General features: G+C 31.6%; 9 protein-coding genes. 3 read left to right on the top strand and 6 right to left on the bottom strand.

Annotated features, from left to right (window positions below):
• Nucleotides 1-66: 66 nt before the first annotated feature.
• Nucleotides 67-1,095 carry a UDP-3-O-(3-hydroxymyristoyl)glucosamine N-acyltransferase gene (gene lpxD / locus V9L05_RS09295; RefSeq protein WP_338815254.1) on the bottom strand — a complete coding sequence of 343 codons (1,029 nt, stop codon included), beginning with the start codon at nt 1,093-1,095 and terminating at the stop codon, nt 67-69.
• 85 nt (nt 1,096-1,180) lie between these two features.
• Nucleotides 1,181-2,074, bottom strand: coding sequence for a nucleoside triphosphate pyrophosphohydrolase (gene mazG / locus V9L05_RS09290; protein WP_338815253.1), 894 nt, complete (start codon nt 2,072-2,074; stop codon nt 1,181-1,183).
• 343 nt (nt 2,075-2,417) lie between these two features.
• On the opposite strand from mazG, the gene V9L05_RS09285 reads away from it, so the two are divergent.
• Nucleotides 2,418-3,395 (top strand): MoxR family ATPase, encoded by a 978-nt coding sequence (locus V9L05_RS09285; RefSeq protein ID WP_338793534.1) that lies wholly within the window; start codon nt 2,418-2,420, stop codon nt 3,393-3,395.
• A 140-nt stretch (nt 3,396-3,535) separates the two neighbouring features.
• Nucleotides 3,536-5,206 (top strand): IS1182 family transposase, encoded by a 1,671-nt coding sequence (locus tag V9L05_RS09280; protein ID WP_338812234.1) that lies wholly within the window; start codon nt 3,536-3,538, stop codon nt 5,204-5,206.
• A gap of 48 nt (nt 5,207-5,254) precedes the next feature.
• Here the strand turns inward: V9L05_RS09280 and V9L05_RS09275 are convergent, their stop codons facing one another.
• Nucleotides 5,255-5,599 carry a hypothetical protein gene (locus V9L05_RS09275; RefSeq protein WP_338815252.1) on the bottom strand — a complete coding sequence of 115 codons (345 nt, stop codon included), beginning with the start codon at nt 5,597-5,599 and terminating at the stop codon, nt 5,255-5,257.
• A gap of 201 nt (nt 5,600-5,800) precedes the next feature.
• On the opposite strand from V9L05_RS09275, the gene V9L05_RS09270 reads away from it, so the two are divergent.
• Nucleotides 5,801-6,406: a hypothetical protein gene (locus V9L05_RS09270; protein WP_338815251.1), complete on the top strand. Its 606-nt coding sequence runs from the start codon at nt 5,801-5,803 to the stop codon at nt 6,404-6,406.
• 83 nt (nt 6,407-6,489) lie between these two features.
• Here the strand turns inward: V9L05_RS09270 and V9L05_RS09265 are convergent, their stop codons facing one another.
• The 3 genes from V9L05_RS09265 to V9L05_RS09255 form a co-directional block, all read right to left on the bottom strand.
• Nucleotides 6,490-8,247 carry an ATP-binding protein gene (locus V9L05_RS09265; RefSeq protein ID WP_338815250.1) on the bottom strand — a complete coding sequence of 586 codons (1,758 nt, stop codon included), beginning with the start codon at nt 8,245-8,247 and terminating at the stop codon, nt 6,490-6,492.
• A gap of 194 nt (nt 8,248-8,441) precedes the next feature.
• On the bottom strand, nt 8,442-8,843 hold the full coding sequence (locus V9L05_RS09260; protein ID WP_338815249.1) for a response regulator: 402 nt from the start codon (nt 8,841-8,843) through the stop codon (nt 8,442-8,444).
• 40 nt (nt 8,844-8,883) lie between these two features.
• Nucleotides 8,884-12,750 carry a PAS domain-containing protein gene (locus V9L05_RS09255; protein WP_338815248.1) on the bottom strand — a complete coding sequence of 1,289 codons (3,867 nt, stop codon included), beginning with the start codon at nt 12,748-12,750 and terminating at the stop codon, nt 8,884-8,886.
• Nucleotides 12,751-12,789: the final 39 nt, after the last annotated feature.

Raw genomic sequence — 12,789 nt, 5'->3', positions numbered from 1 at the left:
TTTTTCTTTTCATAGAAGTTTCAGTAATTCCTGTATCACTTACAATTTACAACCTATCACTTATCACTAACCATTCACTTTCCTATCCAACTCATCTACTTTTTTCTTCAAAGAAGCTAAGTTTTTAATGACGACAAAGTTTTTGATTTGTTGTCCGTGTTCGTTGGCAGGCGAACCCAAAAGGTTTCCTCCTTTTTTGGTATAGGTTTTCGAAACACCACTTTGTGCAGCAATGGTTACTTTATCAGCAATTTTGATATGTCCGACTACTCCAACTTGTCCAGCTAAAATACAGCTTTCTCCAATTTCAGAAGAACCAGAAACACCACTTTGTGCAGCAATAACAGTATTTTTTCCTACCTGAACATTATGAGCAATCTGAACCAAATTGTCAATCTTGACACCTTGTTTTATCAAAGTAGAACCCATTGTAGCGCAATCAATAGCAGCATTTGCACCAATACTGACATTATCTTCCAAAACTACATTTCCAATTTGAGGAATAGCTTGGTACGAACCATCTTTTTGAGGCGCAAAACCAAAACCATCACTTCCGATGACTGCGCCCGAATGAATAATGCAATTTTTACCAATTTTAGTGTTTGAATAGATTTTTACGCCTGCATAAATAACAGTATCATCATCTATTTTACAATTATCTCCAATATAAGAGTTAGGATAAATCTTTACATTATTTCCTATTTTGGTATTCTCACCTACATAACTAAATGCACCCAAATAAACATCTTCGCCCAAATCACTTGTGCTAGACTGAAAAGAAGGCTTTTCGATTCCTACTTTTTTCATCAATGTCATTTGTTGATAAGCTGTAAGGAGTTTTCCAAATGCTGTATAAGCATCAGGAACACGAATAAGTGTAGTAGAAATAGGTTCTTTTGCTTCAAAATTTTCACTTACCAAAACAGCCGTTGCTTTGGTTTCATAAATGAAGTTTTCGTATTTTGGATTTGCCAAAAAAGCAATCGCACCTGCTGTACCTTCTTGTATTTTGGCAACTGTATTAATTTTTGCCTTCTCATCTCCTTCCACTTTTCCACCTACCAAATTGGCGATAGCCTGTGTAGTTAGTTCCATTTGTTATGTATTATTTCCCTACTTTCTATTAAACCCTAAGGGTCTTCAAGACCCTTAGGGTTTTGAATTGTTATGTATTTATTGGTTATATTTTCTTTGCCTTTTGCCAGTAATTTTCCATTTCAGCTAAGGTCATTTCTTCTAATTTTTTTCCGTCTTTATGTGCTTCTGTTTCCAAAAACTCAAAACGACCTATAAATTTTCTGTTTGTTTTTTCAAGTGCATTTTCAGGATTTATACCCAAAAAACGAGCATAGTTAATCATTGAAAAGAGCAAATCGCCAAATTCTTGTTCGGCTTCTTCTTGATTGGTTACTTTATGAATAGTTTCATCAGAAGTATCAATATGTTCGAATAATTCACTTTCTTCTTCCTTGACTTTCTCCCAAACATCAACTGCTTTATCCCAATCAAAACCCACTCCACGAGCTTTTTCTTGAATTCGGATTGCTTTTACAAGCGCAGGCATAGATTTAGGAACACCTTCAAAAAGACTTTTATTTTTTTGTTCAGAATTTGATACAGAATCAGACTTATCTAAACTACTTTTTTCTTGTAATTTGATTCTTTCCCAATTTAGTTTTACTTCTTCCTCTGTTTCTGCAATAATATTGCTATAAATGTGAGGATGGCGATGAATAAGTTTTTCACAAACAGAATTTAAAACATCTGTAATATCAAAATCATTAGTTTCAGAAGCAATTTTGGAATAAAAAACCAAATGTAGCATCAAATCGCCTAGTTCTTTTTTGATTTCTGTTTTGTCTTTCTTATTTTTTTGTGATAAAATGGCATCAGAAAGCTCATAGACTTCTTCAATTGTAAGGTATCGAAGCGATTCTAGTGTCTGTTTTTTGTCCCAAGGACAGTTTTCTCTAAGGTCTTCCATCACAAAAAGCAATCTTTGAAAAGCCTTTGTAGGTTCAGTTTGGGTTTCTTTTACCCGAGCAAGAAGAGATTCTGATTTAGTTTTTTGCAAGAGATATATTCAAAAGTAACTAAAATTACTAATCATCAAAAAAGAAACATGTATTTTCTTTCAAGTTATTTAATTCGTAATTTTTAATTTGTAATTCGTAATTGATTTGTACAAATTTCTTAAAAAAAACTGGATTGACAAAAGATAGCTAATTATTACTTATCTTTCAGAATAATTCTTAGAAAGAAACTAAAAGAAATGGCTACAATTTGCAAAATACAATTTTTAAACAAATCTTTGTCTTATGTTGTATTCAAATTTTAATTAGAAAGTTTTTATACCAAAATCATTCATGTAGAAGTTTGATTTATCAAACCCTCAAAAAACGTAATTTATCATTAATATGACTGCTGATAATCAAGAGCTTAGAGCTAAAATAGAACAGGTTTATACAGAAATGGGAAAAGTTGTCGTGGGACAGCGTTATATGGTCAATCGTCTTTTGATTGGACTTTTCACACAAGGACACGTACTTTTAGAAGGTGTACCAGGTCTTGCCAAAACTTTGACTGTCAATACACTAGCAAAAGTATTGGATTTAGGTTTCCAACGTATTCAGTTTACACCAGACCTTTTGCCTGCTGACCTTATCGGAACAATGATTTATAATCAAACAAGAGGAGAATTTGAGGTAAAAAAAGGACCTATTTTTTCAAATATTATTCTTGCTGATGAAATCAACCGTTCTCCTGCCAAAGTACAGGCTGCACTTTTGGAGGCGATGCAAGAAAGGCAAGTGACGATTGGAGAAACTACTTTTAAGTTGGATAAGCCATTTTTGGTATTGGCAACACAAAACCCAGTCGACCAAGAAGGAACATATCCACTTCCAGAAGCACAAGTCGATCGTTTCATGATGAAGGTTTTTATTACTTATCCTGATAAAAAATCAGAATTAGAAATTATGCGTCGTATGGCAAATACGAATTATAAAGAAGAAGTAAATCCAGTTCTGTCTAGTGATGAAGTTTTTGCTATTCGTGAAGCCATCAATCAAGTAAAAATGAACGAGCAGCTTGAAGAATATGTAGTAGAACTAATTTTTGCAAGTCGTTTTCCTAAAGATTATGGCTTGAAAGAAGAAGCAAAATATGTTCAGTTTGGTGTTTCACCTCGTGCAGGTATTGCTCTTAATCGTGCTGCAAAAGCAATGGCATTTATGGAAGGAAGAGATTATGTTATTCCAGAAGACATCAAAGAAGTAATCTATGATATTTTCGGACACCGTATTATCCTTAATTTTGAAGCCGAAGCAGAAGGAATAACAACAAGAAACATTATTGATGGAATCTTGCAGAAAGTAGCTATTAATAAAGTGTAATTTATTGCAAATTATGCATTTGTGTGAGTTTTTAAAAAGCACGAAAGAGGCTGTCCGAAAAGTACGGATAGCCTTTTTTTTATGGTTAATTTTTTTTATTTTCGAGGTATATATACTTTTATACTAACGTTATATAGCCTATGGCAAAAGTAGTTTTCAAAAACCAAAGTGGTAAGCAGCCCGAACTTTTTCCTGTCAATATATTTGACAAAATTCCAGCTCACCATCCTGTTCGTTTAGTTGAAAAGGTGGTTGATTCATTGGATATTAGCGATTTGATTTCTCAATACAAAGGTGGAGGTTGTTCAGCTTATCATCCAAGAATGCTCGTTAAAGTGCTATTCTATTCTTATTTATCCAATATTTATTCTTGTCGTAAAATAGCTAAAGCTCTTGGGGAGAATATTCATTTTATGTATTTATCAGGCAATTCTACACCAGATTTTAGAACAATTAATGACTTTAGAGGTAAAATTTTGAAGGCACACATTCATCGTTTATTTGGAGAAGTTGTTAAAATGTTGGTTGAAATGGGTTATGTAAGTCTTGATGTTCAATATATTGATGGAACAAAAATAGAGGCTTGTTCTAATCGTTATACTTTTGTTTGGCGTGGTAGTATTGAAAAAAATAAAGAAAAGTTAGAAACTAAAGTAAATAAAATTTTATCTGATATTGAAAGTAGTATTCAATCAGATAATCAAGAAGAAAATAAAGAAGAAGTATCTACTCCATTAGATTCAGAATTATTAAAAGAAAAACTCGCTCAAATCAATAAAAAACTAAAAGAACCGAGTAAACAACAGGCAAGAGAACTAAAAAAAATGCAAGATGAATATCTTCCTAGATTAAGTAAATATGAAGAGTCTCTGAAAATTTTAGGTTGTAGAAACTCGTATAGTAAAACAGATACGGATGCTACTTTTATGCGGATGAAAGAAGATCACATGAAAAATGGACAACTCAAACCTACTTATAATGCTCAAGTGTCCACAGAAAATCAATTTATTACCCACGTTTCTATTCATCAAACGGCAGGAGATACCACCACTTTATCCTCTCATTTAGAAGGATTTGAAAATCAGTACAATAAACAAAGTAAAGAAGTAGTAGCTGATGCAGGTTATGGAAGTGAAGAAAATTATGAATTACTTGAAAAAAAAGAAATTACTGCCTACGTTAAGTACAATTATTTCCATAAAGAGCAAAAAAGGAAAATGAAAAATAATCCTTTTTTAGTTCAGAATTTATTTTACAACAAAGAATTAGATTTTTATGTCTGTCCGATGGGGCAAAGAATGAAGAAAATAAGAGATGGAAAACGTACTTCAAGTAATGGATACGAATCGCAAGTATCTTATTATCAAGCAAAAAGGTGTCAAGATTGTCCTCTTCGCAATTTATGTCATAAAGCTGAAGGCAATAGAATAATACAAGTGAATCATCGTTTAAACCAACTAAAAGAGAAAGCTAGAAATTTACTAACTAGTGAGAAAGGATTAGAGCAGCGCAGTAAACGCCCTATAGAAGTAGAAGCTGTTTTTGGGCATCTCAAATATAATAATAAGTTTAATCGATTTACTTTTAAGGGATTAGTAAAAGTAGAAATGGAGTTTCTATTGATGGCTCTTGGGCATAATTTTAGAAAAATGGTGGCAAAAACTGCCGATAAGCTAAAAAATACTTTCAATTCTAAAAAATCATCTTTTTGCACCTTTTTTTATACTCAAAAAAATCACCAAAAGACAAAATTTGTTTGCATCATCAAAAAAATCAACCAAAAAGAAGAATTACAAAAAATAGCTGCATAAAAAGAGGCTGACCTTTTCGGACAGCCTCTTTTGTATTTATATCAAAAATTAATTTACAGCTCTAATTTTACCTAATAGTACCTCTTTCATATTTCCTTTTGCTTCAATACTCAGCCAAATCAGATAAGGCGCAAAAACAACCATTCCAAGTATAGAGCAGACAATACCTAAAAGAACTCCTCCACCTGAAAAGTTATTTCGCCAAGCTGCCCATAGACCAGAGAGAACAAGATAAGTAGAAAAGTCTAAATTAAATTGTCCTGCCCAATCTACTTGTTTGATTTGTGATAGAAAAATATCAAACAGAATCCAACCATCATTTATTACAACAATAAGTGTATAAATAAAAATACTTATAAAAAGAAAGACTAAAAAAAACTGAAATACTCTCATACTTTTACTCATTATTTACTTTTGACAAAATTGTCAATACAAAATTGCTAAAGAAAAATAGAGAATTTTAGACGGTAACGTACAAAACAAAATATAACTTTTCTATTAAATGGAAGAAACGAACTTTTTTATTTTTATTAATGTTGGTTTCGCTTCAAACAGTCTAACTTAAACAACTCAACTTTCTCTACTTATACTTCTATGATAATCTACGGAACAGGTTCAAAACACCTCAAAACAAAACAACCAAAAGATACATGTTGTCCTTTGTGCAAATCAGAAGATTCTGTTTTAATGAGTGTATATTCTAGGCATGCCCATATTTTTTGGATTCCTTTATTTCCTTTTGGAAAAATGGTTGCTATGCAATGCCAAAATTGCCAAGAGGTTTTGGATAAAAAGAATGTACCTGAACATCTCAAAACTAAATCACAAGAACTAAAAAAAGAAACTACCACTCCAGCATGGCAATTTATAGGCTTACTTCTTATTGCTCTTCTAATTGGTGGTATAGCTTATTCAGATTACCAAAGCGAACAAAACTTTAAATCTTATTTAAAAGCTCCTCAAAAAAATGATGTTTATAAATACACTACTGAAGTAGGAATGTATAGCACATTCAAAGTAATTGAAGTATCAAAAGACAGCATTCTAGTAGTTCAGAATGAATATGAAGTAAACAAAGCATCAGGTATTAGTGATATAGACATAGATCCAAATTATGCAGAATCACTATATATGATGGCTAAAAAAGATATACAACAAATGTATGAAACAAATAAAATATATGATATTGATAGAGAATAATCAATACCAACTCTAAAACAGACAAACCCGTTATTTAAAAAAATAATGGGTTTGTCTGTTTTAAGATACAAATAAAAAAATTTTTAAATAGGAATTTCAATAAAAAAAGTAGTTCCAATTCCTTCTTGTGTTTCAAACCAAATTTTTCCATCATGTTTATCTATTATTTTTCGTGTAATATCTAAACCCAAGCCACTTCCTTCTCCTATCGGTTTGGTAGTAAAGAAAGCATCAAATACTCTATCTTGAATTTTTATTGGAATTCCACTTCCTGTATCTTGAATAGAAACCAAAACCATTTTATTGCCTTGTTTTTCGATAGTTTTGGTAGAAACAATCAATTCTCCTTTGCCTTTCATAGCTTGAATAGCATTATGAATAAGATTTGTCCATACTTGCATAAGCTCATCTGGATATCCTAAAAAAATAGGTACATAATCTAAGATTCGATTTATATCAATTCCCTGTTTAATTTGATTATGATATAATATTAGTGTAGTCTCTAAACTTTGATTGATATCAACATTTGATTTTTCTTCTGAATGATCTTGTCGTGCAAAATTTTTGAGAGCAAACACTGTTTTTGCAGCTCGTTTAGTGGCTTCCTTTATGGTTTGGTTGCTTCTGATAACTGTAGAAAGTTGATATGCAGTTTCGAAAACTTCTTCTTTATTTTGAGTTTGAAGTAATATTTTAATTAACTTTTTCTCTTCGTGCATGTTCAAATCAGCAATCAAATCAGCATATTCTTCTACATTCTCAAAACCTAGATTTTCTAATTCATCTATCAATTCATATTTTACAATTCGCTGTTCTCGTGTAGAAAGTAAATCCGTCTTTTGGGATGATTTTTCGACAAACTCATTAAATACAGCTACTGTATTATCATCTAATTTTTTGAGAAAATTAGATAGATTTGGAAGAGTTTCTAATAGAATATTTTCAATGCTATCAGCCGAAGAACGAATTGCTCCTAAAGGTGTGTTTATCTCGTGTGCAATATTTGCAATGAGCTGTCCTAAGCTGGCAAGTTTTTCGGACTGGATAAGTTGTTCTTGAGTAAATTGAAGTTCTTTATATGCGTTTTCTACTTCTGTTTTTTGTTTTTTTAGTTGTTCTTGAGTAGCTTTTAGTTCTTCTAAATTTCGCTTTAATTCTTCTTCAGATAATTGTAATACTTTGTTACTTTCTTGAATAGTCAATGTTTGTATTTGTATTTTTTTGCGTTGTTGCTCTCTGTCTTTAGATTTTTTGTAATATGAATGTCGGTCTCTATCTACTAAAAAAGCAAATACAAAAGCTAAGATGATAGCACTTACTAAGTCGTTGAGGCTATATTTTGAAATATCCTGCATAATATTAACCTCTAACAACAATAAAGTAATAAAGAAGCAAATTACAGATAAGGTCAGAGCAAGATAATACACATATATGCGAAGAGGAACAAACAAAGAAGCCACCAAAACCATACAATAACCTCCCATATAAGAAGGATTGCCTCTTGTAAGACCTGTAATAATAGCTGTACTGATAAGAGCATATGCTCCTAATACACTCATCAAATAAATAGCTTTTTTTCTAAAAAACGGAATCCAATACAATCCAAAAGCAATAAAACTAACTACAGATAAGCCTATTCGGAGATAAAAAATTCCATCTACATTTGGGTATAATTCTGCATCTAAAGGAATATAACCTATCCAAATAAAACTAAAAACTAAACTAACAAGTGGCAACAGCCTTGCACATTGGTAACTTTGTTCTTCAAAATAAGTATCTGGATATTGTCTATTATCATCTCCATAAACAATAAGACGCAATACTGTTTTTAGTTTATTCATGTTGTATTTGTAGTAATAGGAATTTCTACAAAAAAAAGTAGTCCTGACTCTGCCACCTACTTTACTTTCAAACTAGATATTTGTTTAAAATCTATTTTTTTTGTCAGTTCCATTAAAAAAGAGTTTTTCTAAGAATTAATTTCTGACAATCAAAAAGAGGAATTGATTGTCAGAAATTAAGTACTACAAATTAGTTAACTTTTTAGTATTTCATTCACTTTATCAATCAAATCTTGTTTGTTCCATGGCTTAGAAATAAAATATTTTAGATTGGAGTTTTTAAACGCATTTTGTACGGCTTCATTTTGAGCTTGTCCTGACAGCATAATTTGTCCTACTTTCGGAAAACGGTCTTTTATTTTTACTAAAAGCTCATCACCTTTCATTTTGGGCATCAGCCAGTCGCTAATAATTAGAAGAGTATCAATATCTCTTCCTCCCAAAAAGTCTATAAGCTCTAAAGCTTCTTCTCCACTTTCTGCTGTTTCTATGATAAACTGACCATCAAAACTTTGAGTAAGCTGCAATTTTAGACTCATCAATATCATTGGATCATCATCTACACAGAGAATTGCTTTGTTTTTTTTAGCTGCCATAATTTAAATTGTTAAATAAAATAAGTGAGTAATTATTATATTAATTAAGAGGAAGTTGAATGAAAAATGTTGTTCCGATTCCTTCTAAAGTTTCGAACCAAATTTTTCCATTGTGTTTTTCTACAATTTTTTTAGTAATATCTAGTCCTAGACCACTTCCTTGTCCTGCTCGTTTGGTAGTAAAGAAAGCATCAAAGACACGGTCTTGAACTGCTTTAGGAATACCTCCACCGTTATCTTGGATGGTTACTAAGACATTATCTTTCTCTATGCTTGACTGGATAAATAACCTACCACTATTTTTCATAGCTTGTAGAGCATTATGGATAATATTTGTCCAAACCTGTACAAGTTCATCAGGATAACCCATAAATTCAGGAATATCTCCTAAATCACGAGTGACATCAATACCATGTTTAATTTGATTGTGATAGAGAGTAAGTGTTGTTTCAAGACTTTCATTAATATTAACTACTGATTTTTGTCCTGTTTGGTCTTGACGAGCAAAGTTTTTGAGAGCAAAAACAATTTTTGCAGCTCTATCTGTTGCTGTTTTGACAGTTCGGTTACTTCTCACAATGGTAGAAAGCTGATAAGCTATTTGGAAAATTTCTTTTGCGTTTTCGTTTTTTAGAAAAGGAATAAATAATGCTTTTTCTTCATACATATTCATGTCGACAATTCTGTCTGCAAATTCATTTACATCATCTAGTTGAAATTCTTCAAATTCTTCTACCAAATTATATTTTATTGTGCGTTTTTCTCTACTAGAAAGTATATCAGATTTTTGAGAAGATAGCCTTACAAACTCATTAAAATTATGAAGAGTAGCATCATCTAACGTTTTCAAAAATTTTGGTAGAGTAGGCAATGTTTCTTGTAGAATATCTTCAATACTAATAGCCGAAGAACGAATTGCACCTAGAGGTGTATTAATTTCGTGGGCAATATTAGCAACAAGCTGTCCCAAACTTGCCATTTTTTCAGATTGAATAAGTTGGCTTTGAGTAGTTTGAAGTTCGTTAAAAGCACTTTCTATATTTTCTTTCTGCTGCGAAAGAAGTTGATTTTGTTCTTGTACAGCTATTTCAGTTTTTTTAATATAAGTGATATTACGAGTTACACACAAAATATCTTCTACTTCTTCTTGTTGGTTTAAAATAGGAGAAGCTATCAAACTAAACCACTCATCACCATGAAATAATTCAAGTTTGTACTCAGCAGTTGCTTTTTCCTTATTTTTAAGAGCTTTCTGTAAAGCTGTAATAATATGATGTAACGGTTTTTCAGGAAAGCCAACTTCTGTAATTTTCTTGTTTAGGAAATTTTCAGGCTCTAAGGCTAAATCTTTATCAGATGAAGCATAGTATTGCTTAAATACTAAATCACTATCTAATAAAAACACTAAATCACCTACATTTTCGATAAGATTTTGTAGTCTATTGTTAGTTGCTTTAATTTTATCTTCAAAGTCTTTTTGTTCATTATAATTTGAAGCTACTTTAATAATTTTTACTACCTGACCTTCTTTATTTTTGACTGGGCAATATGCACCATAGAGCCAAACCTCTTTTCCTTCTTTATTTTTTCGTTTAAAAACATCTGTAAAAGTTTCTCCTTTTTCAAGGGTTTGCCAAAGTTTTTCATATTTTTCTTTGTCTTCTGATGTATCTGGAATAAGCTCAGCATGTCTGTGTCCTTGTAATTCTTCAACAGAATACCCCAACCAATCAGCAAATAATTGATTTACTCGTTCTATTTTTCGGTCTGTATTCATTTCTACATAGCCAAGTGTTGTGCTTATAGCTATAAACTGAGCGTCAAGTTCTGAGAAAGCATTATTTATAAGTTCTTGTGTAGTTTGAAGTTCTTCATAATTTTGCTGCAACTCCTCTTCTGATGCTTGTAGTTCTTGATTTTTAGCTTGAATTTGCTGTTCTAATTCTTTGTATTGAGTTATTTCTTGCACAATTCCACTCCAAATAATACTTCCGTCTTCTTGCTTTTTAGGCTTTGAATTTCCTCTTATCCAATATTGTTTACCATTGATTACAGCACGCAAATCAGCTTTCCAATCGGTCATGTTTTGTGCAGACTCTCCCAAACTATGTTGAAAAAGTAATCTATCGTCCTCATGAATAGATGAAATAACAGAAGTTGCATCATTCATAATTACTTGAGGAGGTAATCCATACACTAACTCTGAACCTTTGCTCACAACAGGAAAAGACATATGCCCATTTTTTTCTAGTTTAAATTGATAAATCATAGCAGGAACACCATCAAAAATCTGTTCTAAACGTTGCGTTTGAAAATGCAATTCTTCTTGTGTGGTTTGAAGCTCTTCATAATTTTGTCTTAATTCTTCTTCAGAGGCTTGTAATTTATTATTTTGTTCTTTTATTTCTTGTTCTCTTTTTTGCTGTTCAGTTATATCTCTAGATACAGCTACCATAAATCCTTTATTATTGATTTCTGTATATTTTATAGAGACCTCAACAGGAAACTCTCTGTTTGTCTTCTTATCCAAATTTGTACTTTGCAAAATAAATGTATCGACAGCTTTCACTTCTTCTACATGTTTTTGCCAAGTTCCTTTCTCTTTAAAAGCTGACTCAATATCGGCTGTCGTATAATTTGTAATGTCTTTACCTAATAATCCAAGTCTACTCCTTCCTACATCATTCATATAAATAAAATTTCCCTCAGTAGAAGCCACTTGTACAGCATCAGACGTATTATTAATTAATGTTCTTAAAAGCTGATTATCTTCTTCTCTTTGCTTTGTTTCTGTAATATCTTGTACAGTACCTATAAGTTTTTCAGGGTTACCTATTTGGTCATATATAAGTTCTCCAACGGCTCTATAATATTTATATTCTTTAAAATTTGTTCCTTTCGAACGATAGCAAATATCATAATTTTCTATTTCACCTTTGACAGCTTGTTTTAATGTATTAACCACTGTATCAGCATCTTCTGGATGAGCAATTTCGATAACTTTTTGCACATCGTTTAATTGACTTTCTCCATAGATAAAAGGCAAATTATCAGAATGAGTGAGTTTTTGAGTAACCAAATCAATTTCGTAGCTTGCTAATCCTACTAACTTTTCAGCTCTATTCAATAGTTTTTGTTTTTCTTCTATTTCTCTTTGAATAACAAACATTTGGTCATTTGTACTCTGTAGTTCTTCTGAGTTTTGACGTAATTCTTCCTCTGATGAGCGTAATTCTTCATTTTGTGCTTGTGTCTCAAACTGTTTTTCCATCAGTTTAATGCTGTTTTCTCTAAAAATAACAGCCCACCAACCACAAACAAATCCCATCATGGAAGCGAGTCCAAAATGAAAGAACAATTGAAAAGTAGTGATATAAGGTACAGTTTCGCCTTCAATTGTACGCCCTGAAAAACCAATAAAATAATTACCTAGATTTATTCCATCTAAGAATCTCAAATCAGTCGCATTAGCTTGAAGAATAGCCAGTATGCTATGATGACCAATAGCAAGAAAGGTGTAAGGAATCATAATACGCCAATCTTGATAAATAATCAGAAGGGCAATATTAATGAAAAAGAAAAAATGAGCTTCTGCCATTCCGTGCATCTGTCCAATAAATTGCAGCATAAAAACTGCATAGACTACACTAATAATCATGCGAGCATGAAATTTATTATTTAAAACAAAACGAGCTATCGCATAAAGTCCTGCTATAATAATGCTGTTAGCAATTGTGAATGTCCATGTATCATACACAGGAGCAAGACATAAACCTAAAATAAAAAACATTACCACAAATCTATCTGATATTTTATCAGCCTTATTTTGTACATTGGATAAGTAGGTTTCCAACTCTAAGGTATAGATGGTTGGTTTTTTATCACGAGGATTTGTCAATGGTTTCATAGATTAAAAAATGAATTCTCTTAATTTTTTTAATTTTAT

Source organism: Bernardetia sp. Wsw4-3y2 (assembly GCF_037126295.1).
In the GTDB taxonomy this organism is placed as follows: Bacteria; Bacteroidota; Bacteroidia; order Cytophagales; family Bernardetiaceae; genus Bernardetia.
This window is presented reverse-complemented; position numbering and strand designations above follow the sequence as displayed.

Coding starts and splice junctions, on each gene's coding strand:
- V9L05_RS09285 (WP_338793534.1), top strand. CDS start 2,418: ATGACTGCTGATAATCAAGAGCTTAGAGCTAAAATAGAACAGGTTTAT.
- lpxD (WP_338815254.1), bottom strand. CDS start 1,095: ATGGAACTAACTACACAGGCTATCGCCAATTTGGTAGGTGGAAAAGTG.
- V9L05_RS09255 (WP_338815248.1), bottom strand. CDS start 12,750: ATGAAACCATTGACAAATCCTCGTGATAAAAAACCAACCATCTATACC.
- V9L05_RS09275 (WP_338815252.1), bottom strand. CDS start 5,599: ATGAGAGTATTTCAGTTTTTTTTAGTCTTTCTTTTTATAAGTATTTTT.
- V9L05_RS09265 (WP_338815250.1), bottom strand. CDS start 8,247: ATGAATAAACTAAAAACAGTATTGCGTCTTATTGTTTATGGAGATGAT.
- V9L05_RS09280 (WP_338812234.1), top strand. CDS start 3,536: ATGGCAAAAGTAGTTTTCAAAAACCAAAGTGGTAAGCAGCCCGAACTT.
- V9L05_RS09260 (WP_338815249.1), bottom strand. CDS start 8,843: ATGGCAGCTAAAAAAAACAAAGCAATTCTCTGTGTAGATGATGATCCA.
- V9L05_RS09270 (WP_338815251.1), top strand. CDS start 5,801: ATGATAATCTACGGAACAGGTTCAAAACACCTCAAAACAAAACAACCA.